The following is a 21462-nucleotide window of genomic DNA, read 5'->3' as shown; positions in this document are numbered from 1 at the left end:
TTCCCTGTCAGGCTTGGGTCGATTCGGATTGCTGGGGAGCGGGGTTCTTCCCGCCCTGTGCCGATAGTTGTAACGCAGGCGGCAAATAACCCAACCAGCTGAACTCTTTGAAAGCCAAGATGGCGTCGATGAGAGCGCTTGCCTTGCCGGTGGTCAGCCCTTCAAAAGCCTTTTCGCCCTTCGCCTCGTTGTAGGCGGCGGCAAAGCCTGAACGCTTGCAATCTTCGATGATGCCCGCCTTAACCTGGGCCTTGAGGTAGCTCTCGTTCATCACGAACCCTTTGGCCGGATCGACGTTCGCGTACTCCATGAACTTGAGCGACTGAGCACCCGACACGGATTTCTCGAATGCGTCAGCGCTATCCGTGCGGAATAGCGAGGCAGCAGCCATGCTGCCCATGAACGTGAGGAGCTTTTCCTCCCCGAGTTGCGCAAGCCGAATCTCGGCATCGGCGCGAGCCGTGGTCATCAGGGCGCTTGTGACTCCCATGGCCTTTTCCATCTGTGCCCGCAGCTCGCTCTTGAGGTCGCTGCGCATCTCGAAATACATGCTGACGATGGCCACAGCCAACGCTAGCGAGCGGTCATTGAGCACGACTTGCTTGCTCATGCGGGCGTAAAGGTCGAAGGCTTCACGGCGTAGCGACTTCTTCACCTGGGTGGGCTTTGCGCTTGCGGCCTTCGGCTTGACCGGCGCTGATCCAACAGCGCCCCCGGCAACGGTGGCTGGTGCTGTGTTCGTTACGGTGGCCAGGGCGGTTTTGTAGGCGGCGGTTTTCTCCTTGTGGCAAGGCTTGTTGAAGCACATGCCGCCGATCACGTCGCCTTCGCGCCCCCTCGACACCATGACCACTGCGCCGAAGCTTGCACAGGTAGCGCACGCCGCTGCCTGTTGCTCTCCCACACCATCCTCGCCCCGTGCGACGAGCTTCACGTATGAGTCCTTCGCGAGATTCAGCTCGCTATGAACCACCGCGTGCTCCTCCTGCGCCTCGACCAACCGAACAGAAATTAGCTGCTCGGTTTTCCGGTTCCAGCAGACCGAGTTCTGGCAGCGAGACGCCCCAAGGCTTGCCTCGAACAAATCGGCATTCGCACCCGAGTTGTGGATGCAGCTCCGGCATTCGGTGGTGTCAAAGCGTGCAGTCGAGACGTCCCGAGTCAACTCCAGCAGGCGCGCCCTGGTCTGCTCGACGGAATAGTTCTTCTCGATGATCTTCGACAGAATGCCCGCCTGATCGGGGGCGGGGAGACGACACAGCAATTCAGCGTGGCCAATCTTGATCTGCTCCTCCAGCAGGGCATCGGCCACCGCATCACAGGCATGGGCGAGCAGCAGGCGGCTGTCGAGCTTGGTTCTAGACCAGTCCAAGGCCTTCATCACCGCCAAGTGGTCGTTGGCCATGTCCTCCAGCAAAATTACGGCATGCTGGGCTTCTTCGATTGGCGTCAGGTCAGCCCGCACCTGGTTCTCCAGCGCAGCGATCAACCGCGCTTCCTGATCGCTCATAGCGCGGATCAGGGCGGGAACCTCGATCAAGCCCGCATCGTGGGCCGCCGTCCAGCGCCGGTTGCCTGCGACCACCTCATGGTCGTAGTTCGGGTCATCGCTTACTGGCCTGACCAGAATCGGCTGGATGATGCCCTTGGCACTGATCGAACGCACCAGTTGCTCATAAGCGGACTTCTTCCGGCCTTTACGCGGGTCGATTTGCGGGTTGCGGCGGATACGGCCGAGGGGGAGGACTTGGGCTACTTGCTGATTCACTTGGCTAAACTCCGTGTTTGCAATGAGTTCAGCTTCACCCATATCCGGTAAAACCCAAGCGCTGAGTCGTGCCGGATATTTCGGGCGTAAATCGTGCCTGAAAGCAGAAAAACACGCCGGATTTACGAGATATATTTTTTGCTTCACAAGCAGGGGGAGCAGACGGCTGCTCAAATTGAATGAAAATATCCACTCTCGTTTTGGCACTCATTGCCATACCGGCATCGCATGCAATGGCTGATAGCTCGCTTCCACCTTATGCCGTCGCGGCAATCTCCGAACTCAAGATAAAAGTAGTCGTCTTCCTCGGCTGCATGCTGGTCGGTACAGTGCTTGGCGCAGTGCTGGCGCGGCGCATTGGCAAGAAAAATCGAATGCTGCGCGACCTTACTTTCTCGCTTTCAGTGTTGGCTGGCTCTGGGGTCGGGATGCTTATCTTTCTCGGGAAAATGCCGTGGTGATGAAACGTCTGATTTTGGTGGACTACGAGAACATCGGGAAAATCGACCTATCGCTGCTGGACATCTCCTACCGAGCCATCATTTTTGTAGGGGCGATGCAACAGCTACCGAAGGCTGCGCGCAGGGATTCCACAGCGCATAGATTTTCCCGCGTTGATTTTCAGAAGATCGAGGGCGTGGGCAAAAACGCCTTGGATTTTCACATTGCCTTTCATCTCGGGCGCACATTCGAAATCGCGCCAGAGACTGAGTGCATCGTCCTTTCCAAGGATAAAGGCTTCGATCCACTGCTGGCCTACCTGAATAAGCATGGTTTGACCTGCAAGAGGATTGCGGCTCTGGATGAGTTGGTACCACAAAAGATGACAGAGCTGGTGCAACAAGTTCCTGAAAGTACCTGCAATCACTGTGGCAGGGGCAGTTGTATTGAACACTTGGGTGGAAAGTGGTGCAGCTATTGCGGTCAATTTTCTCACTCGCCGGAACAGCAGCAACTCCCCTCCCGCTCGATACCATATTCTGAAAATAGAGATACCAATGGGGGTGGCCCGCGCATGGGTACTTGCGCTTGGTGCTCCCAGCATACCGACATGAGCGACGGATTCTTCGACGAAGGTGAGTGGATGTGTCCCGGCTGTATCATCGAAAATGCCCGATGAAATGGATTGGGAGAGAGCTGCAACCTCTGCTGCCAGCACTTGCCACATCAGCTTTGGGAGAAACAAGGGGACAAATATGGGATTAAGCGACAGGGACTACATGCAGGAGCGTGCGAAACAACGAGCCTGTGGCCAGGATCAAGCAAGGCAGGCAGAGAATGATAAAGTCAAAGATGCTCACTATCACCCGAAGGAATTTCGTGGTGAGCGCCTACGAATCAAGATTCCAAATTGGAGACGCGATGGTTGGGAAGACATCGAGGCCAGCTCCGAAGGGCAGAGTGCCAGCCTGGGAACCCTTTATTTCGTCTTCCTGGTAGGGACTGTGTTTGGCTTTTTTGTAGCCTGCCTATTAGGCCTACTTCGATTTGAGCTATTCGACTGGGGTATCCAGGTTATGAAGCCTATAGCAGTAATGTTCTCGAAAATATAGCGCTGACGAATTGCATATTGCAGGTAGCAAAAAGCCCGGTCTAGAGCCGTAATGCTGTTCACTTAAGCATTTGAGCTCACGCTGGGCTTCCTAGAAAATCCGATGCCAGACTCCTGGCATCGGATTTTTTATGTCTGTTCAGCAAGAACTGCTCGACCTTGGCGACCTTTTTAACTTCTCAGACCTGAGCACCTTCACCCAGAATATCCCCGTCGAGTGGGTCGCATCGGCACTCGGGCTCTCCTCCCAAGCCACCATCCGTAGGCGCCGCTTGCCAGCCGATCAAGTGCTTTGGCTCGTTCTGGGCATGGCGTTGTTTCGTGACGAACCCGTTCATGAAGTGGCTAGACGTTTGAATATTTGTGCTCAGGGGCTTGCTAGCGATCATTTGCTGGCCAGAAGCGGTGTGACTGAAGCTCGCAAACGATTAGGTTCTGATCCAGTCGAATGGCTGTTCCGCAAGACCGGCAGTCAATGGGGTGGCGAGCGTTACAACGGCGATACCTGGCAGGACTTACAAGTGTTTGCAGTAGACGGAGCGCTTCTGCGAACGCCCGATAATCAGGAGCTCCGAGACCATTTTGGCTCAGGGAATACTGGCACTGAGCGTCAGACACCGTTTCCAATGCTGCGCCTTGTCGCCTTGATGAACGTGCGTTCGCACCTGATTCTGGATGCTCAACTGAGTCCCTATCGGCGCAGTGAAATGCGCTTGGCTGACGAGTTTCTTCAACAAATCCCTGACCACTCAGTGACGCTGTTCGACAAGGGTTTCTGGAGCGCGAATCTGTTACTGAGCTTGAGCGGTGCCGGCATCAATCGCCACTGGCTGATCCCGGAGCGCAAAGGGGTGGTAAGCGAAGAGGTGGCTCGTTACAGCAAGCACGACCGATTGTTGCGCATGAAAGTGTCCCAACAAGCTAGAAAGCAAAACCCGAATTTACCCCGTCACTGGGAGGTGCGCGCGGTCAGCTATGAAGTCCAAGGGAAACTCAAGACGGTGATGACTTCGCTGCCCGTCGAGACTTATAGCGCCAAGATGATTGCCAAGTTGTATCAGGAGCGATGGGAGATAGAGCTGGGCTTCAGAGACATAAAAAGCTCAATGCAGCAGAACGCGGTGACTCTGCGTAGCAAGAAGATCGACTTGATATACCAAGAAGTATGGGGTCTTTTACTGGCTTACAACGTGATCCGGCGGGAGGCCAGTCTGGCTGCCGTGGCGTTCGGTCGGACACCATCAGATATTCGTTTCAAGCCGGCGTGCCAATACATTGCTGTGCAATTGATTGTGATGGCTGCGGCCAATCCTATTTCGGCGACAGGAAGGCGCTTGTCAGAACTGAGGGCGGGAGTCGGAGGGCTGTTTTTGGATCACCGCCCAAGGCCATCAAGACCAAGGACGGTGAAGATCTCAAAAACCCGGTTTCCAGTAAACCGTAAGGCTGCTCCGCTTAAGTGAACAGCATTACGGTCTAGAGCCGGGCTTTTTGTTTTCAATCGAAATAGAGGGTCACTGAACAACAAGCACTGCATCGACTGCCGCCAATGCTTGGCGCGCACTCGCCAACTCTGACTGGATCAGCTTTAAGCCCCCGAGATCGTTGCTCATAACCGACACGCAATCCTGAAGCGCTGTTTGGGCCTTTGTGAGAGCCGCCAACAGAGCAGAATCCTTGGATTCCGAAGACTGCGCAGCAGCCTCTACTATGCAAAGGCGCTTGCTGAGGACGAAATATATGTGCGGGAAAACCAGTTCCTGAGCGACACTCGCATTCTTCGCTGCTTTTGCTGACGCCTCTTCGACGATAGAGATCAGTTCTGCCTTGTGGATCGAGTTGAAAACTTGCATGTGGTGGCTCCCATTGACGAATGCCCCCAGCATGTCGACCATCCCGCAAAACCCAAGCCTTAAAGCACGCACCCTCCCGAAGGGCGAGCGAGCGGCTTACCCCTTGACGCGGGCAAGGCTAGTTGAGCGCATGGCCGACACAGCGGGGTACCACCAGCGGATCAACCCGGTGACGTTGGTAGCAACGAAACACCCATTCAGCAGCAACAATCCCCAGGCCTGCGCCAGAACGGCGTAGCAGCAGAGGCTCAAGCTGGACACGAGGAATAGCCACCATCCCCACGGAGAAATACGTGTATTGGTGGAGATCATCAGCGCGCCGAGGACGCCACAGAGGCTTCCGATCCACTCGAAATACAGGGTCATAGGTCAGTCCTTCACATGTTCCAGGGAGATTTCTTCGGCTCGAATTTCATTGATGATCCGATGAGCATTGAGCCGACACTGGACGGGATACGCCAGAGGATCGTGGCCTCGGCGTTCAAAAGCGACGATGAGCTGGGCCTTCCAGGCGATACCAGATGACTTCGGGTCGGGAGCTAAGCCGCGGCCAGCAGCAATGCGGGCTTGCCGGTAGCACCGACTCCAATCAGCCCTGGTCGCGCTGTACCGGCCAAGACTGGGTTTACGAGGGAAACACATAGGCACCCCTCAGATAAGCGCAAATTTGCGGAGGGAGTCACCGAGCGTCCCTGTCCATACAGCGCCCGACTTCGAGCTTTCCCCGTGATAGACGTTGAAGTGCTCGCCCTTCTTGATCGAATTCGGAACACAGGCACGCCGCACCACAGGATGCCCGTCGATATCGAAATCCTGAAAACCGTGATGGGAGTTCACCAAGCGAGCGGTGAAGGTCAGTGGCTCTTTGGAGTTTTTCTGGCTCATGCAAATGACTCGATTGAACTGGATAGCCTTCAGGATGAATGCGTCCGCAGAAAACCCAACTCCAATAGCCGGGCCGAATTTGTCCAACAGGCTGTTGGACGACCTCCATTTCAGGCACAAAACCAGCGTGAAAACGCGCCCGGCCTAGTTCCCAGCCCGATAGCATCAGGCCAAGCCAACGTGGCTTGCCAACCAATCACAGGGAATATTTTTCATGCAGAACGAACAACTTGAATACGCGGGTTTCTGGGCGAGAACAGGGGCGTGCATTGTTGACGGTATCCTTTTCACCCTGGTTTCCCTGCCGCTCCTGATGATGATCTATGGCACGGGCTATTTCAGCAGCGACAAGCTGATCCAAGGGCCAGCGGACTTAGCAATCAACTTTGTCCTGCCAGCGATCCTGACGGTAGTTCTGTGGCGTCGTCTCCAGGCTACGCCGGGGAAGATGGCGCTGAAATTGCGGGTGCTCGACGCTAAAAGCGGCAACACCGCAAGCGTTCGACAGTGCATCGGCCGGTACCTCGGCTATGTAGTGTCGACCCTACCGCTGGGGCTTGGCTTCTTCTGGGCGGCATTCGATCGCCGTAAGCAGGGGTGGCACGACAAGCTCGCCGGAACAGTGGTGGTACGCGAGCTCAGAACACAGCCGGTGAAATTCCGGAGCTGATCACCCTGCTCAGTTGAGCCGGACGTGGCGTTCTGGCTCATCCACCAGCCGTCCGTGGTTGGGAGTTTTTCAACCCATGGGATGCTGGCCACATCAACTGATCAAGGTGAAGCGTAATGAGCAAGCAAACCACCGAAGCCCAACCGGAGCTGGAAGTCGTAGCCACCATCGAAGTGATGAGCTACGACGAAGAAACGACCTACATCGAAACCCGCAGCGATCGGATCAACTTCGACAATGCAGTCAACGATGACGCCCTGGTGTTCAAATCCGATGCCGAGCGCGTAATTTCTGGCCTGAGCTACAAAGCCGAGCTGTACGACGAGGTATGGAGCAAAGCCAAGGCGTTGGGATTCATGAATGTGACTATGGCGTTGGAGGAGGTGGAGAAGCTGCGCGCCAACCCTGCGATTGCCGGGCTGCTCGAGGCCCTGGGGAAAATCGCAACTGGCTCCACAGGCATCATGGATCGCGACTCCGAGCTTGCCCAGATAGCAGCAGACGCCCTCGCCGAGTACAACGAGGTGCCTCCTAAGGGCGGTGCGTAATGTGTACCACACGCCATGTCACCGACCACGCAACAGCAAATCAAGGAAAGCCTCGCATGAAATTGAAGTACATCACTCGAACCGTAGCGGTGGGTTTGTTCGGACTTATAGCGCTTGTAGGCACTCAGTTTGTCATGACGTCCAAGGACGTGGCGCTGGCGCGTGAGTCTGCAATCTCGGCCTGGGCTAAATCGAATCCAGACGCGGCTGACGCAGTGGTTCGTTACCGGGAGTGCTTGCGCGGTCCGTCCGAGATCCCGCCAAATCAAGCCCCTGTGCGCCTGCTGACTATCTCCGAGTGCGCCGAAAAAATTGGCACTCCTTCACTGGCAACCGCTATTCAGGTGGCTGACGAAACGGTTGAGGTTCCGGCCCCCCTGCGCTGGCTCTGACCCGCCTGAGCCCCATCAAAAGTAATTCCGACGCTCCAGTGTCCTGAAAACGAAATTTCTACTCCTCATCCCGCGATAGCCTCCTGATCGAATACACCAGGAGGATTCGCTTTCATGAAAATCCGCAGTCTCTGCGCCCTCGGCAAAATGAGGGCGTACTCCGCTGACCGACAAATGGTCACTCTCTCGCCCAAGGCATTCAGCATCCCCGCCGGCGTAGATCCGCTTGAGCACGAGCCTGAAGCGATCCACGACTTCATCCAGAGAAACCGCTGGCTCCATGCAAACTGCATCGTCGGCCTGCACAACAGCCACAATCAGCTACTGGAACCAGGCGAGGTAGTCATGAGCGGTACCCGCTCGTCCCTGATGCGTTGCCTGCTGCGCTGGGAGGCGCTGCGTATCCTCCCTGTATGGGTCGATGGCTTCGACAGCCTTTCTGATGATGAGCGCGCTACACGCGCCAAGCAGCTCGAATGCCTTGACCAGGCCCGCCACCAGCTCCTTTCCGTCGATAGCTGGTATCAGACTGACCAGGAACATTACGAGATAGCGCGTGCAGTCATGCGTACTGGTCACTGGGCGCTGGAAAACCTCCCCCCACTTGATGGGCTGGCGTGGCCAACCGGAGAGATCTTCGACCTGAAAAACCCCAGCCTTTCTGCTGAGGCCGTTGAGACCGGATACCTCGAAGGGATATTTTCCATGATTGAGCGAAAGGGCCGGTTTCATGGGGAGTGCGGGAGCATTCCAGCAGACGAATTGTTCGGTATTGCGCTCATGAGCCCCAAGTCCGGATATGAGTTGCTGGTCAAGCTGCATATACAGATCGAAGCAAACCGTGCTGAAGCAGCCTATGCCCGCCGGCAGCGGGCGATTGCCTGACCCGAATCAGGAGAGAAAAGATCATGCTCAACCGTCGATATCCCGTACTGATCTCTGGGAAACGTTACTCGCCGGAGTTCCAGACCGATCAGCAGTACGCAAAAAACTGGAAAATCGTTTTGGAGAAGGCCTACGGCACTCATGCAATTTGCCAGTGCCCAAGCAGCGGTTCCCGAAAACTCTCGATCAAGCGACGTGAAGATAGCGATGGTTTTCACCTGGCGCGGTTCGCCGGTACAGGTCATGAACACTCAAACGATTGTCGGTACTACGCGCCGGCCCCGGAGCGTTCCGGTATGCAAGGGTATGCCGTTGGCGTAGTCGAGGAGGGCGAAGATGGCAGCATTCGCGTGCGCCTGGCTCGAGGCATTCGAGTCCAGGCCCCTCGATCCGAGGAAAGCGAAAGCACCTCGGTGACAAGATCGCCTGGAAAGAGCAAGCCGGCTATGACGTTGCTTGGGCTTCTGCACCTGCTTTGGTCTGAGTCCCGACTCTCTACCTGGTATCCAGCAATGGAGGGCAAGCGCAATAGCGGCATTGTGAACTACGCGCTTCTACAGGCTGCGGAACGTGTCGCCGCAAGCCGAATGAAGTTGAGCGAAGTGCTGCTGCTGGCTGCTCAAAAGGACAGCAAGGGAGCGGTTCGCAATCAGGCGATCGTCAAGTCTGCAATCACGCGGGATCTGCGACTCGTCGCGATATCGCCGCTGGCACGCTACAACCCTGAGCGCCATTCTGGAGACATCAGCAGATTGCCTCTGGCCGGGCCCTTCGGGATGCCCATGCTGAATTTGCCCCCGGCAGTCTGGGTAACCGCCGCCCGCAGATTCGAGAGAGAACTTTCCGCCTGGAAGCGCGGAAGTCGAGTTATCGCCATCGCTCAGGTTACGCCGAGGAAGGGCGAGTCGTTTTCGCAAGCAGATGTCGTTGAGCTGGCCCTGATGCAGGTCAGTGAGCGTTGGATTCCTGTCGACTCAGATTACGAAGGGGTGATTGAGGCCATGCTCCACGCCGCTGGCCGCAGCTTCGATAAACCTCTTCGCTACGACGCCGATGAAAGTGAGGTTTTCCCTGACTTCTGGCTTTTGGACACCGGTAAGGACTACCCCCTGGAAGTGTTCGGCATGAGCACACCTGCCTACCTGGAACGGAAGGCCGTCAAAACGGCTTGGTACAATCGGGAGTACGGCGGGGCAGGGTGGTGGTCGTGGAATGCTGCGGCTGATCCGAAAGGAAGAAATATCCCTCCTTTCCCGGCCAAGTCCTGAGCGCCTTCATCGAAAGCATGCGTTCTTGGGTTCTCTAAATCTCGTGCGATGCTGAAAGCCTCAAACCCGAGACTGCCTCTCAAGGAAAACGCCATGCAATCCGTACTCTCGAAGAAGTCCACAGGGATGAAGAGCAGCTTCTGCCCAGTTACGCATTCGCCTTCCCCCAACGTAACGCGAAGCTTTGGCTCTGACGTTCACGTCAGTTACAACCCGCGTAGCGGCGACTATGGCAGTGATACGACAGCTATCGTCCTGCGCGAGCGCGCATTCTTTGTGCTCAACGGCGATCATGCCGAAACGATCTGCAAAGTCGCTGAAAACAATGGTGTCCATGGCTGTGTCGATTACTTCGTAGAGCACATTGCTCAGGCCAATAAACTCAGTGAGCACCTGATGGCCACAGGCGTAAGTAATGATCCCTTTGCTCTGATGCCGACTGCCTTGGAAATCCTTGGGCAAGAAGGCGTAGACCGCATCGCGGCGGCTGCAAAAGCTCAACTGGACTCCAAGATAGAAGGTGTTTGAGGAAACCCGCCATGTTGCACCTTGTGACCGAACAAGAAGCTGGTGAGCCGGATATCTTGAGTGTGGTAATGCACTCAGCGTTTGAAATCCGCTCGCTCGCCGGCGACGTGCTTGTCACGGTGCCAGCGCCTGAGTCCGGGTGGACGCATGCGCAGCTGGTAGCCACTGCTGTAGAGCATGAAGCGGTTACTCCTGACGGCGCCGATGGCTACTTGGGTGGCCAGTGGATCGGTAGTACCGAAATCTGACCTAGGAAAATGGACCATGCCCTTGATCAAACTAGACTCCGCGATGGTGACCCACTTACAGGCTCGGGTAGCCGCCTTGGCCGAGCTGCATCGCGATATCTCGACACTGATCGAGGCTATCGACCTGCCAGCTTTATTACACACGGCAGATCGTATCAATGACCGCCTGCGCGAGTTGCACCCGAGGGTAATCCGCGAACATGAAATGATGGACTTACGCGAGCAGGTTCGAGTCATGACCGAAGATTGTCGCCGGCTGCTGGACAACTGAGCTGAACACCACCCGAAGCTAGGGAAACCGAAATGACTGAGCAGAAATTGAGTATCGCGGCACAGATTGCAGCCCTGATGCCTGGCGGTGATGACAGCCGCATGTGGCGAAACTACTTGGCCAGCGCTCTTGAGCAAGTAGCCGCAACCGACGACCTTACCCTGCTCCGTGCCGCCAAAGGCGCTGATGAGTTCGAGGTGGGCTTTATGGCCTTCGTGTCCAACTTCCCTGGTGTCGAGATTGAGCCTGCGCCCGAGGGCGGCTTCTACGGTGTTGCCTTGGGGCTTGTGAAGCTGGATCGCGCGCTTCGCGGTGAGGTGCTGCGCGCCTATGCTGCCGTGTTGAGAACAAGTTAAGGGGATCAGCATGTCCTGGGCAGATCGCGCAGCACCAATTGTTGGGGAGGTAATTCGCCGCGTAGGGCGAAGCGACCAGCAGGCCCTCCGAAAGGCGCTGGCCGAGGCATACCCGTGGGGAGAACGAAAAAACACTCCCTACAAGGCGTGGCTCGCCGAGGTGCGCCGGCAGCTAGGCCACCCGCTGAACACGCCGAAAACAGATCCAGCGAACCAACAAGCAGACATGTTTGGCCAACGCAGCCAGTAGACCGACCCACCAAAGGCGCTCCTCGAGCATCATCCTGGATGGGTTGAAAGTGACCGCCAGATCTCCACCGGCAGGCGACCGCCAGCCGGGCCACCCAAACGGTAAGCTTGCATCATCCGGCGTTTCCCGCATACTAACCGGGAAACGCCGGATAGGAGAACCATCATGCTTGCTGAAGTCCTACGCGACCACGGGTATTCAGCTTACCGTGCGCGCTTACAAATACTGCTGGAGATCCCAGAGTCTGCCAGCGACTTCGAGATTCACACCAGAATCAGCCATGGCTTTTCCGCAGCGCGGTTGATGAGGCTCACTGAAGAGGGGGTGGTTACCCCGCTGGAGCGAGACCAGATTATCCCGCTGCGCACCCTGAAAAACCGGATCGAACGCGATCAGCCCCTCACTGTCGAGGAAAGCGACCGGCTCTTCCGATCGGCGCACATCACCGCGATGGCTGAGGCTATCTTTGGGGACGCCGACAAGGCCAAGCGATGGCTCTCCAAGCCTAAGGAACGATTCTCTGGGTTGACGCCCATGCAACTGCTCACAACTCAGCAAGGCACAAGCCAGGTTGAAGAGATGCTGCTGCAAATCGCCGAAGGCTTCGCTCTGTGATTCTGTGGCGGATCAGCTCATATGCTGACTTGAGCGGGACAGGTGGCTTGCGCGTGAGCGGCCGTTGGCACCAGGCCGGCAGACCGGTCGTCTACACCGCGACCAGCCCGCCGGGAGCAATGCTCGAGGTGCTTGTTCATCTGGAAATTGATCCAGAGGATTTTCCGGCGACGATGCAGCTTCTCCGTATCGAAGTGCCTGACTCTGTATCGCAAGCCCAGATGCCCATTCTGCCGGCTGGTTGGTCGGCAGAGACCGAGCTCACCAGAGGCATTGGTAACCAGTTCCTTGATGAGTGCAACGCACTGCTACTGCCAGTGCCCAGCGCTATCATACCGAGCACGGTCAACTACCTGTTCAACCCTCGGCATCCAGAAGCACAGAGCGCGACTATTCAGGTTGAACTTTTCACACCTGATTCGAGGTTGTTCTAGCAAGCGCCCCTAAACAGCAAAAAGCCCAGCAGAAGTGCTGGGCTTTTTGCTGTCTTGCCGCTATGAGGGGAGCCGACAGAATTCGGAAAATTTTGTACGCTAAGCCCCAGCGAGAAAGTTTTACGTCGCAAGAGGCATGCCCTGCATTACATATATGGGAAAGATATGAGGCTACGATGCTGGAGTAGACGCGAATATCGAGAATTGGATATTTCCGAATTTGCAATCATCAAAGCTGAGCAGAAATATGTCATTGGCGTGCTGTCCGGTGGCGTTGAGTGGTTTCTACCGCATAAAACCAGCGTAGAGGGTGTAGAGCTGGCAGCTCCGCAATTTATTCGGGCAAGCCGCTCGGTACTGGTGGCTCCATCCCATGTCCTGGGAATTTCTGGCCGCTCAAAAAAGCGTATTTTGCACACAACCGTGGGTGACTATCGGTTGTCCCGATTGGTGAGGCTGGAAGTGATTATGGCTGCCGCCCAATCTAATGCGCTTTGTTTGTAGAAAGGTGTGAAAGCCGGAATTCGAATTCTGGGTGCAATGGATCCAAAACCAACGTTAGCGAGTTATTCATCCGTCCAATGTCGAGCTGTACCACCGAAACGTCGAGCCAACTGTTCGATCTCGGTGATTCCGTATTGGGAAAGAGGAGGGGCTTTCACCTTACGTTCCGTAGCTATGTCACAAGCGACATTCCAGGCTAATCCCCGCTCTCGGCGTAATGCCCGCAATCCCTTGATAAGCAACTGACGTTCAGCTTCTGATAGCTCATCAACCACGAATTTCTGGTGCATTGCATCGACCCCGAATTGTCCATCATTCGTAACCGTCCGAGCTACACCGCCTTGCATCTCAGATCCTAATCTCCTTTAACCATTGGTTGACACGCTCCCATTCAAACACCGTTGGATCGAAGGTACCGCCATGCCGTTCCAGCATGTCTTCATGCTCTGGGTGGTTGGGGTCAGCCATCACTTCAAGGAAGTCGGCATAACCCGGCCCACCACCGATATCCTCCGGCGGGCAAGCGTTGGCGCCGTCGATGCAATACGGCACTTGAGGACAGGCTCCAGCGGGCAATTTCTTCTCGACTTTGATCCGGTGATCCCAGCCGTCGCCAAAGTCGTAGACGTAGCGGAACGTCTTTTTCCCGTTCAACGCTTTGATCAGAGTCTTGCGGGTTTCCGGGTTCACGGGTGGGCCCCACCCATCTGAGTCGGGAATGCCGTAGTTTTCACCGGCAATTTCAAACTCATGCATATGCCCTCCCTCCCAGCCCATCGCGAACTGGATCACCGTGTGCAATTTGCCCAAGGTGATGTTCTCGGGCACCGCCACGCGGCGCCAGATGGCAGGCTCGATCCACTTCAATTCAATGTGCAGTAGCAACAAATCAGGTTCGGGTTTTGGCAAACGAACAGTTTTAACCATGGATCAGGCGGCCTCGCAGAGTTCCGTGGGGGTGAGAGAAACGTTCCAGGGCAGCAGTTCGTCAACCCGATTGATCGGGTGTTCGGCGATGCGCTCCAGCACGTGTGTCAAATAGGCTTGCGGGTTCAGGTCGTTGAGTTTGGCCGAACCCACCAGGCTGTAAATCGCAGCCGCTCGTTCTCCGCCGGCATCGGAACCGACAAACAGGTAGTTTTTGCGACCCAATGCCACGGCGCGTAGCGCCCGTTCGGCGGCGTTGTTGTCGATTTCGATTCGACCGTCATCGCAGTAGCGCGTCAACGCCTGCCACCGATTGAGGGCATAGAGGATCGCGCCGCCCAATGCCGATTTTTTCGACAATTGTGTCAGCGTCTGGTTAAGCCACGCGTGGAGTTGTTCCAGCAGCGGACTTGCTCGGCTTTGCCGAACCGCTTTTCGCAGGTTGGGCGGTTGCCCTCGAATCTCGCTTTCGATGGCATACAGTGCCGCAATCCGTTGCAGCGCCTCGGCGGCAAGTGGTGAAGCGAGGTCTTTGTAGACATCGTAAAACTTGCGGCGGGCGTGGGCCCAGCATGCGGCTTCCTCAATGGTGCCCGCGGCATACAGCTGAGCAAAACCGGCATAGCCGTCAGCCTGCAAGATCCCGCTGAAGCGCTTGAGATGAGCGCGGGGATGTTGCCCCTTGCGATCCGGCGAATAGGCAAACCATACCGCCGCCGGTGTCGCGTCACCCGCAGGTCGGTCGTCCCGCACGTACGTCCACAGGCGAGCCGTTTTGGTCTTGCCGTTGCCCGGCGCGAGCACGCCAATCGGCGTGTCGTCGGCATGGACTTTGTGACCGCTCATGACGTGACGCTCAAGGGCGTTGATTAGCGGTCGGAGCAATTGGCTGCTCTGGCCGACCCAGTCGGCCAGGGTTGAGCGCTCCAGATCCACGCCCTCACGGGCGTAGATCTCAGACTGCCGATACAACGGCAAATGATCGACAAACTTCGAGACCAGCACATGGGCCAACAATCCCGGGCCGGCAAGGCCTCGGGCTATCGGACGACTCGGCGCCGGCACCTGGGCGATGTGCTCGCAGCAGCGGCAAACCCACTTCGGACGGACATGGCGAATGACTTTGAAACGTGCCGGAACGTACTCCAGCACTTCGGACACATCCTCACCCAAATGGCGAAGCTTCCCACCGCAGCCAGTGCATTGCGACTCGGGCTGATGGATGTGGATTTCGCGAGGCAGGTGTTCGGGTAACGGCTTGCGCCGAGAGACGGTGCGAGGTGGCGGTTCGGTTGGAGGCGTCAGTTCAGTCTGGTTGATTTGTAGCTCTTCAAGACTCAACTGGAGCTGGTCGATCATCGCCTCCAGTTGCTCGGAGCTGCGACCAAACTGCGTGCGACGCAGCTTGGCGATCATCATCTTCAAGCGCTCGATCTCTGCGCGCTGGGCAGCGACCAGAGCCTTCAAGACTTGAAGATCATTCGGCAGGGAGTCGGTCACGAGAGTCATGACCGAATATTACCGGGGTTTTTCAGCGCGGCAAGTCAGACTGCGAGGACAGGTGCTGTGCGAATTGGCCTGCGCCAATCAATGCCCTCCAACAGCATCGATAGCTGCGCAGCGGTCAGCAACACGCTGCCGCTGGTTGCTTGTGGCCAGACGAAGCGTCCTTGCTCCAGCCGTTTGCAAAACAGGCACAAACCGTCGCCATCCCACCACAATAATTTGATCCGGTCGCCGCGTCGTCCGCGAAAGGCGAAGATTTGACCGGAGAACGGGTCGGCTTCCAGTTGAGTCTGCACCAAGGCCGCCAATCCATCGAAGCCACGGCGCATGTCCGTGACGCCGGCGGCGATCCAGATACGGGTTCCAGCGGGTGGGGCAATCATCGCAATAACTGCTGCAAGACGAGTTGCAGCGTCTGCGGATCTGGTGTGCCCGTGATACGCAGCTTGGCTTTTCCTACCTCAACTGCGATCTCGGAATGACACTCTGCCTGTGGCTGGACGACTTGCGGCAGATCCATTGGCGCCTGGATCACCTGAACAGGCAAAAGCGTTGCACTCTGGCTGACCGGGCCGAACAAGCCTTCTTGATACTGCTGCCGCCAGCGAAAGACCAGGTTGGCATTGACGTCATGTTCGCGAGCGATCAACGACACGGAGGCGCCAGGCTGAAAGGTGGCTTCGACGACTTGACGTTTAAAGTCCAGCGGAAAGTTGGGGCGGCGACCGGATCGACGGGCAGGGGCAACTGTATCCAAGATAGTGTCCACTAAAAAATGGTGTCCACTATCTTGGCCAATTTGGAGGGCTGTCAGGAGAGGGTGCTGGCCGGACGGTTACCATCATTCGCTTATCGTACGATTTTTCCCGAATTCTGCGGGCTCCCCCAGAAGCGGGCATTCAGGTCTATGCCCGATGTGGGTCGAAAACGGCCTGCTCGGAGGGCATCAAGCTGGACACCAGCAAGACCAATGCTGATCCCTCAATGCGCTCTTCTCTTTAGGAGTGGCACTAGGCTATCGTTCAGTGTGACCTACATCCGTATGTTGCAAAGGGACTGACCAATGGAAGGATTACGACATGTCTAGATGCACAGCACCAGTACGCGGACATAGCTCAGCGGCAGCAGCTGCTGCCTGCCCTGCATGCCGCTACCGCAGTAGCTCCCGTTCCTACTACCCATCGGCCAGCAGCGGGAGTAGTTATGGCAACAGTGGTAGTGGCGGTAGTGGTGGCAGGTCTAGCGGCAGCTCAAGGCCGAGTTGGTCGAGAGCGGGTTCGCCCGTTTCGTACACGTTTGCCCAAGTGCAGTCACTCACGCCAATCCGCCAAACCGTTGAGACGCGAGCAGCGACGCAGCCTGATCTACGTGACGTATTCCTGTGCCACGCGTGGGACGACCGGCAGGGGCCAGCCAAAGAGCTGCACGAGTTGCTCGTGGCGGCTGGTGTCAAAGTTTGGTTCAGCGAGAAGGACCTTGGCCTCGGCGTTCCGATGATGCGCGCCATCGACAAGGGCTTAGCGAATTCGCGAATCGGCCTTGTGCTTGTGACCCCAGCCCTGCTGGCCCGTCTCCCCAAAGAGAGTGTCGCCGACAAGGAGCTTTCGGCACTCCTAGCGGGTAACCAGCTTGTCCCCATCGTGCACAACACGACATATGACGCTCTCCGCAATGTCAGCCCCTTGCTCGCTTCCCGAAGCGGCCTGGACACTACAGAAGATTCAATGGCGGTAGTAGCGGCAAAAATCGCCGAGCTGGTCGCGCTTTAGCTGTTGCTCACACAGATTCGCCATTCTGATGCGGCTGCTCGGAAAATATGTGCTCCAACTTCGGTCAACCAGAACTGCCTCCGGAAGGCCAGTCAGCTCCAAAGTTAGAGTCCATATTTGCCCCCTATCTGCCCTCTACGGAGGGCAGCTAAGGGTCGAATGCAACCTGTCGTCACTACGGCGCGAGGTGGTCAATACGGATGCAAATGCCTGGTCAGGTGGAATGCAATTGGGTGGTCAGGTGAATGCAATTACACAACGAGAGCCGTTTCGGCGAAGCCGAACACGCACAGCGGCGGGGTTGGGTACCGTTCTCCGTTGTTGAGCAGCGGCAAAAAATCCTGGATGTACCCCTTATCTGGCCGAAGACGTGAAGGCCTATCGAGAGGCAGTGTTAGGAAAAGACTGATCCGAGGGTGATGCTGATACCGCAGTTAGTTGCGGTAAAGTGGGGGTGTAACTGCACCCCCACCCGCTTCGCTCTCAAAGCCATGGAGGCGTCATGCTGAAAATGTGGGTTTTCATCCTGATGATCGACGGGAAGGACGCAGAGGCCTTCCCAAGCGATTCAGAGGCACACTGCAAGCAAGGCATGGAAAAAATGCTGATGCTCCAGCGAGTCCAGGGCAATAAAGCCACAGGAGCGTGCTATGTCAGAGCCACGGCAATCGACGACACCGAAAGGCGCCTGATCGGCAGACCAATCGATGATCGCTAGAAGATCGGACCTACCGGGACCTGTCCTGATAGTTGCTAGGCGTCACGGGACCGCGTAGAGCCAGCCAGCTACCAAGTCGAGGAACAAGCGAAGGTCAGGGCGCGAGGTGCCTAACGAGTCGATTCGAACGGTTTGGCACGCGATAAAAAACCCCAGTGATTTGGCGATCGCTGGGGTTTTTCTTTGGGCGGAAGATCGGCCGGCTTTGCCGGGTACCGGCGCGAATGTTTCTCAGCCTGGCTGTCGAGTTGCTTGGCGCCTATTGCCCTTCGGTCAGGTCGAGGTTAACCAACTGTTCCCTGATAAAGTCACCGAAGGTCGTGTCGTTCCAATCCTTTATGAGTATGACCTTCTTGAAGTTTTTAAAGTCTTTCTCGTTATCAGTGATGATTGGGAAATTCAGTGCCCATTGACCGTAATCTACGTCGGTCTGGTTTTTGAGTAAGCCGCTTTTGGTTTTCTTCTCACCTGTCAAACCACCGACTACCTTGTGTTGGTAAGGATCCTCAAGGTACGCATGCCCCTCGATACCAGTAAAAAAACCACCGCCTTTAACAGTGCCATCAGGCATTAATTCGCCGAATCCACCTTTCCCACTACCCGGTTGGCCGGAATCAGCATAAGAAAACCACTGAACAGGATCCGCCTCAAGGCGTGAAATTTGCTCTCTGGCATAAACACCAATCGCCTTAACTTCATCGTCTTGATGATCTACTGAAGGGATTTCAATTTCACCTAAATCACTGATTTTAAATGCCAAATCAGTCCCTTGTTCAGCTATGAGATCGACATTCCTTCGCCATAAAAAATTCCAAACACAGTTGTCGAGCAATACCATTTGCTTCTTCATGACTAGTCCTTTCTGGAGTTAGAGCGCGGATTCTCTTAAAAAGTGGGGGTGTAGAGCCCCGCGGATTCGTCAGATTTCAACGTTGCGCGGGGTATCCCTGGTGCGGTGGCCAACCAAGTCGCCGCCCTGGTCGGTGATGATGAAGCCAGACCGACCAAGCAGGCGAAGTGCTGCGGCCAGCTCCTGGTCTTCAACGTCCAGATCCGGCGCGTAGTAATGGGCTTGATATCCTTTTTTTGCCAGGACGGATAATGCTCGATCCCTGGCAAATTCGCTAAGCATCATCGGTTCCGGTCGCTGAACAAACAGCCCGACAACTCGCCCGCGCACCGCCATGTATGCCGTCTTGAACATCAGCTCAGCCCTTCTGCGCATTGCGCGGCAATGTAAGATAAGCGGACATCATGCGATCTAGTTGGGTGGACAGCAGGAACAACGGGTGGCCATAGGTGCCATCGTCAAAACTCGGCTTCCCGTCAGCCCAGCCAGCCACAAACAAACGATGATCGCCGGCGACGTTCTCGACGAAAGCACCGTGGTTCAACTCGAACTCACTTTCCAGATTCCAGAACTCTATTGAATCAGCGTCCACGTCCCAAAGTTTGGCCAGTACCTCGCGGATCCCGAGCCTTGCCCCGTCGCGGTTCTCTGCCTCGATGAAAACCCGGCGCTCGACGCAATCACGGTCGGCCCAGGTGGGTGAAGTTGAAACTGCTAGAGCTCTATAAATCATCAATCACCATCCTTTGGTTGATCACGTTTAATTTTTTCCAGCTCGTCACTGAATGCACGATCCAGCAGCGATTGGCGTTTTTTCCACGGCATACGCGAGGGTAGCGGCTGTGCCGCGTACAAAGTGCTTTCGCCCTGGTAAGCCTGCGTCATGCGCTCCAGGTCGGCGCGGATCTCGTCCTTACTCTTGCTCATTTCGTGCTGGCCTTCCCCTTGCCTGCTGGCTGGTCATAAGGCGCTGCCATTTGCCGAACCTGCTCGGCCAGCTCAGGCGGGAGCCAAACCATCACCGGCACCAACTCTTGCGCCTGGTGTTCCTCCAGAATCTTGCGAACCCGTTGCACGGCGGCATAGACAAGCTGGCGGGACACGTCAGATTGTCGCGCCAGATCCGAAGGTCGCACACCGTCAACCAATACCGCCTTGGCCATCTCAACAGTGCCGACAGCCAAACCGCGAAAGGCTGGGGATACCTGTTCCCATTGAGCGGCTGTGTACTTTGGCTGCATTCGTTTTCTCCGTGGGTGAAGCGCCCGACGATCTGCCAGGCGCTTTTAGCTTTTTAGTGTGGTGGTGATCCGTGGGCCTGTCGATCAGTGAACAGGCCCCCTGCTGCGCTCAAGGTGACGCGCTGGACAATTATCTGGTGCGTGAGGGTGGCCAGCCCCAAGAACGTCCAGTAGCGGCCATGACAGAGCGCGTAGATGCGCGTCAGATTTCCAACCTCGAATTTCTCCAGCTTGAACGAGTAAGTTTTGCCGTCAGCGGCGAAGTCCAACACCGGGAGACGGGTCAGCGCGTAGTCATAGCGCGCCTCGGTGGTTTCTTGTGGCTGCGTACCTAACGCGGCTTCCTGGGCCAGCAAGAACGCCTCTTCATCGCCCAGCACTGCGCCGGGGTGGCAGACGCGCAGCTCGGGTAGCATCAGCATTCTGCAGCGGGTTGCCCACATATTCGGGCCGATCTCGCGGGCATAGTCGATGATCGAAGTTTGGCCGGGTACATAGAAAACTTTGGACATGGCTGTATCTCCTACCGCACAAGAACCGGGCGCACTAGGCGCCCGGTTGGGTGATTAAGCGGCCTGCTGAGTGCGCAGGGCCTGGGCCAGAACCCACAGGGCGCGATTCAATTTCACGTCCTGGTCAATGCCACCAACGGCGCGGGTAGTCGCCCGGCGCCCTTGCTTGTTACGGCCACGCAAGCCCCCCTTGATCGAGTTTTCTTGAATGCGGTTGAAGGTAGTCCACAGGTCGTTGTCGTAGTCCTGGACACGGCGCGGGCTGAGCAACTGGCTGGACGTCACCGGCGCCGGTCCCTCTTTCGGGTCGTAGCGGTAGGCCAGCGCCGCCATGGCGAAGGCTTCTTGCTCGTCCGGGCGCAGCTTGATTTGCTTCATGCACTCGCGCTGATCGTTCACGGCGTCGAACTGATTGAGCACTTCATAGGCTCCCTCGATCACGTCGCCGATTACGTCACCGCGACCGCTGTGCCGTACTTTCTGATCAATCGAGCAATCGCCGATTACCAGGCCATTGGCGCAAACAAACCGGAACATACCCGCCATCATCTGGTAGCTGCTGGTTCCGTCATGGCTGTTCAGCAGAATGATTTCGTTCGCTTCCTTGTCCATGATGGTGTTGGCATGGCGCAGGCGCAGCATGTGTTTAGTGTGTTCGCGCTTGTCGGTGTTACGAACGCGGGTTTGGCACACCATGAATGGCTGGAAGCCTTCGGCGCGCAGTGCGTCGAGCACCTTGATCGTTGGGATGTATAGGTAACGATCGGAGCGGCTGTCGTGCGCTTCCTCGGCAAAGATCGAAGGTGCAACGCTGGCAATCTGTTCATTGCTCAAGGCTGCATCGCTGCGGATCATGCAAGGGTTACGGAAGTTGCTGGATAGACGCATTTTTGAATCTCCTTCGCAGAATTC

Annotated in this window: 32 protein-coding genes and 1 pseudogene; 18 read left to right on the top strand and 15 right to left on the bottom strand. The window is 56.4% G+C overall.

The genetic code is table 11. The features are described from left to right. Positions 1-7 precede the first annotated feature (7 nt). Positions 8-1768: a PRTRC system ParB family protein gene (locus tag RGV33_RS33485; protein WP_261754852.1), complete on the bottom strand. Its 1761-nt coding sequence runs from the start codon at positions 1766-1768 to the stop codon at positions 8-10. 179 nt (positions 1769-1947) lie between these two features. Here RGV33_RS33485 and RGV33_RS33480 point away from each other — a divergent pair, with 179 nt between their 5' ends. The 4 genes from RGV33_RS33480 (at position 1948) to RGV33_RS33465 (ending at position 4783) form a co-directional block, all read left to right on the top strand. After that, positions 1948-2229 carry a hypothetical protein gene (locus tag RGV33_RS33480; protein WP_047882950.1) on the top strand — a complete coding sequence of 94 codons (282 nt, stop codon included), beginning with the start codon at positions 1948-1950 and terminating at the stop codon, positions 2227-2229. Then, entirely contained in the window at positions 2229-2888 is a 660-nt protein-coding gene (locus RGV33_RS33475) for a PIN domain-containing protein (RefSeq protein ID WP_261754853.1), read from the top strand. The genes RGV33_RS33480 and RGV33_RS33475 overlap by 1 nt, the downstream gene beginning before the upstream one ends. A 76-nt stretch (positions 2889-2964) precedes the next feature. Beyond that, positions 2965-3321, top strand: a complete 357-nt coding sequence (locus RGV33_RS33470) for a hypothetical protein (protein WP_261754854.1) — start codon at positions 2965-2967, stop codon at positions 3319-3321. A 130-nt stretch (positions 3322-3451) separates the two neighbouring features. Continuing rightward, positions 3452-4783, top strand: a complete 1332-nt coding sequence (locus RGV33_RS33465; RefSeq protein ID WP_216312729.1) for an IS4 family transposase — start codon at positions 3452-3454, stop codon at positions 4781-4783. Positions 4784-4834: 51 nt separating this feature from the next. Here RGV33_RS33465 and RGV33_RS33460 read toward each other — a convergent pair whose 3' ends face one another. The 3 genes from RGV33_RS33460 to RGV33_RS33450 all read right to left on the bottom strand — a co-directional run bounded on the left by RGV33_RS33460 (position 4835) and on the right by RGV33_RS33450 (position 6058). Then, positions 4835-5173 carry a hypothetical protein gene (locus RGV33_RS33460; RefSeq protein WP_261754855.1) on the bottom strand — a complete coding sequence of 113 codons (339 nt, stop codon included), beginning with the start codon at positions 5171-5173 and terminating at the stop codon, positions 4835-4837. A 96-nt stretch (positions 5174-5269) separates the two neighbouring features. After that, positions 5270-5539 carry a nicotinamide mononucleotide transporter gene (locus RGV33_RS33455; RefSeq protein ID WP_261754856.1) on the bottom strand — a complete coding sequence of 90 codons (270 nt, stop codon included), beginning with the start codon at positions 5537-5539 and terminating at the stop codon, positions 5270-5272. Between the two features lie 285 nt (positions 5540-5824). After that, a complete protein-coding gene (locus tag RGV33_RS33450) occupies positions 5825-6058 on the bottom strand; it encodes a hypothetical protein (protein WP_096079078.1) in 234 nt (77 codons plus the stop codon). A gap of 214 nt (positions 6059-6272) precedes the next feature. On the opposite strand from RGV33_RS33450, the gene RGV33_RS33445 reads away from it, so the two are divergent. From RGV33_RS33445 to RGV33_RS33390, 12 genes are all read left to right on the top strand, one after another. Further along, positions 6273-6728, top strand: coding sequence for an RDD family protein (locus RGV33_RS33445; protein ID WP_322148895.1), 456 nt, complete (start codon positions 6273-6275; stop codon positions 6726-6728). 116 nt (positions 6729-6844) lie between these two features. Further along, positions 6845-7276 carry a hypothetical protein gene (locus RGV33_RS33440; protein WP_172691826.1) on the top strand — a complete coding sequence of 144 codons (432 nt, stop codon included), beginning with the start codon at positions 6845-6847 and terminating at the stop codon, positions 7274-7276. A 56-nt stretch (positions 7277-7332) separates the two neighbouring features. Beyond that, entirely contained in the window at positions 7333-7668 is a 336-nt protein-coding gene (locus RGV33_RS33435) for a hypothetical protein (RefSeq protein ID WP_096069756.1), read from the top strand. A 114-nt stretch (positions 7669-7782) separates the two neighbouring features. Beyond that, positions 7783-8553 (top strand): hypothetical protein, encoded by a 771-nt coding sequence (locus RGV33_RS33430; protein WP_222236178.1) that lies wholly within the window; start codon positions 7783-7785, stop codon positions 8551-8553. A 23-nt stretch (positions 8554-8576) separates the two neighbouring features. After that, entirely contained in the window at positions 8577-9821 is a 1245-nt protein-coding gene (locus RGV33_RS33425; protein ID WP_322148894.1) for a DUF1173 family protein, read from the top strand. A 93-nt stretch (positions 9822-9914) separates the two neighbouring features. Then, positions 9915-10349 carry a hypothetical protein gene (locus tag RGV33_RS33420; RefSeq protein ID WP_322148893.1) on the top strand — a complete coding sequence of 145 codons (435 nt, stop codon included), beginning with the start codon at positions 9915-9917 and terminating at the stop codon, positions 10347-10349. Between the two features lie 11 nt (positions 10350-10360). Further along, a complete protein-coding gene (locus tag RGV33_RS33415) occupies positions 10361-10597 on the top strand; it encodes a hypothetical protein (RefSeq protein ID WP_047296951.1) in 237 nt (78 codons plus the stop codon). Positions 10598-10619: 22 nt separating this feature from the next. Next, positions 10620-10868 (top strand): hypothetical protein, encoded by a 249-nt coding sequence (locus RGV33_RS33410; RefSeq protein WP_156796378.1) that lies wholly within the window; start codon positions 10620-10622, stop codon positions 10866-10868. Positions 10869-10900: 32 nt separating this feature from the next. Beyond that, positions 10901-11224 (top strand): hypothetical protein, encoded by a 324-nt coding sequence (locus RGV33_RS33405; protein WP_047296954.1) that lies wholly within the window; start codon positions 10901-10903, stop codon positions 11222-11224. Positions 11225-11639: 415 nt separating this feature from the next. Further along, on the top strand, positions 11640-12089 hold the full coding sequence (locus RGV33_RS33400; RefSeq protein WP_011078033.1) for an antitoxin Xre/MbcA/ParS toxin-binding domain-containing protein: 450 nt from the start codon (positions 11640-11642) through the stop codon (positions 12087-12089). Then, positions 12086-12523 (top strand): RES family NAD+ phosphorylase, encoded by a 438-nt coding sequence (locus tag RGV33_RS33395; protein WP_169866590.1) that lies wholly within the window; start codon positions 12086-12088, stop codon positions 12521-12523. The genes RGV33_RS33400 and RGV33_RS33395 overlap by 4 nt, the downstream gene beginning before the upstream one ends. A 204-nt stretch (positions 12524-12727) precedes the next feature. After that, positions 12728-13027 (top strand): hypothetical protein, encoded by a 300-nt coding sequence (locus RGV33_RS33390; protein ID WP_169866589.1) that lies wholly within the window; start codon positions 12728-12730, stop codon positions 13025-13027. A 348-nt stretch (positions 13028-13375) separates the two neighbouring features. Here RGV33_RS33390 and RGV33_RS33385 read toward each other — a convergent pair whose 3' ends face one another. The 4 genes and pseudogenes from RGV33_RS33385 to RGV33_RS34410 all read right to left on the bottom strand — a co-directional run. Then, positions 13376-13954: a plasmid pRiA4b ORF-3 family protein gene (locus tag RGV33_RS33385; RefSeq protein ID WP_322148890.1), complete on the bottom strand. Its 579-nt coding sequence runs from the start codon at positions 13952-13954 to the stop codon at positions 13376-13378. A 3-nt stretch (positions 13955-13957) separates the two neighbouring features. Further along, the gene (gene tnpC, locus RGV33_RS33380; protein WP_322148889.1) at positions 13958-15463 is read right to left on the bottom strand and encodes an IS66 family transposase; all 1506 of its coding nucleotides are present in this window, start codon (positions 15461-15463) and stop codon (positions 13958-13960) included. A 35-nt stretch (positions 15464-15498) separates the two neighbouring features. Then, the gene (tnpB, locus tag RGV33_RS33375; RefSeq protein WP_322148887.1) at positions 15499-15843 is read right to left on the bottom strand and encodes an IS66 family insertion sequence element accessory protein TnpB; all 345 of its coding nucleotides are present in this window, start codon (positions 15841-15843) and stop codon (positions 15499-15501) included. Then, a pseudogene (locus RGV33_RS34410) lies at positions 15840-16136 on the bottom strand (transposase); the annotation flags it as partial. The pseudogene RGV33_RS34410 and the gene tnpB, both read right to left, overlap by 4 nt. A 628-nt stretch (positions 16137-16764) precedes the next feature. On the opposite strand from RGV33_RS34410, the gene RGV33_RS33365 reads away from it, so the two are divergent. Both RGV33_RS33365 and RGV33_RS33360 read left to right on the top strand, forming a co-directional pair. Continuing rightward, positions 16765-17229 carry a toll/interleukin-1 receptor domain-containing protein gene (locus RGV33_RS33365; RefSeq protein WP_322148886.1) on the top strand — a complete coding sequence of 155 codons (465 nt, stop codon included), beginning with the start codon at positions 16765-16767 and terminating at the stop codon, positions 17227-17229. 502 nt (positions 17230-17731) lie between these two features. After that, positions 17732-17947, top strand: coding sequence for a hypothetical protein (locus RGV33_RS33360; RefSeq protein WP_169866587.1), 216 nt, complete (start codon positions 17732-17734; stop codon positions 17945-17947). Positions 17948-18206: 259 nt separating this feature from the next. Here RGV33_RS33360 and RGV33_RS33355 read toward each other — a convergent pair whose 3' ends face one another. The 7 genes from RGV33_RS33355 to RGV33_RS33325 form a co-directional block, all read right to left on the bottom strand. Continuing rightward, positions 18207-18797 (bottom strand): hypothetical protein, encoded by a 591-nt coding sequence (locus RGV33_RS33355; protein WP_172693430.1) that lies wholly within the window; start codon positions 18795-18797, stop codon positions 18207-18209. Between the two features lie 69 nt (positions 18798-18866). Further along, entirely contained in the window at positions 18867-19151 is a 285-nt protein-coding gene (locus RGV33_RS33350; protein ID WP_172693431.1) for a hypothetical protein, read from the bottom strand. Between the two features lie 4 nt (positions 19152-19155). Next, on the bottom strand, positions 19156-19530 hold the full coding sequence (locus RGV33_RS33345; RefSeq protein WP_172693432.1) for a hypothetical protein: 375 nt from the start codon (positions 19528-19530) through the stop codon (positions 19156-19158). Beyond that, positions 19530-19724, bottom strand: a complete 195-nt coding sequence (locus RGV33_RS33340; protein WP_070414886.1) for a hypothetical protein — start codon at positions 19722-19724, stop codon at positions 19530-19532. The genes RGV33_RS33345 and RGV33_RS33340 overlap by 1 nt, the downstream gene beginning before the upstream one ends. Further along, positions 19721-20038: a TrfB-related DNA-binding protein gene (locus RGV33_RS33335; RefSeq protein ID WP_070414885.1), complete on the bottom strand. Its 318-nt coding sequence runs from the start codon at positions 20036-20038 to the stop codon at positions 19721-19723. Before RGV33_RS33335 ends, RGV33_RS33340 begins: the two co-directional genes overlap by 4 nt. Before the next feature lie 53 nt (positions 20039-20091). Further along, positions 20092-20550 carry a hypothetical protein gene (locus RGV33_RS33330; RefSeq protein ID WP_172693433.1) on the bottom strand — a complete coding sequence of 153 codons (459 nt, stop codon included), beginning with the start codon at positions 20548-20550 and terminating at the stop codon, positions 20092-20094. A 54-nt stretch (positions 20551-20604) separates the two neighbouring features. Then, complete coding sequence (locus tag RGV33_RS33325) at positions 20605-21438, bottom strand: DUF932 domain-containing protein (protein ID WP_172693434.1); 834 nt, start codon at positions 21436-21438, stop codon at positions 20605-20607. Positions 21439-21462: the final 24 nt, after the last annotated feature.

Origin of the sequence: Pseudomonas sp. Bout1 (genome assembly GCF_034314165.1) — a bacterium.
In the GTDB taxonomy this organism is placed as follows: Bacteria; Pseudomonadota; Gammaproteobacteria; order Pseudomonadales; family Pseudomonadaceae; genus Aquipseudomonas.
Note: the sequence above shows the minus strand (reverse complement) of the source record. Positions and strands in the feature narration are given on the sequence as shown.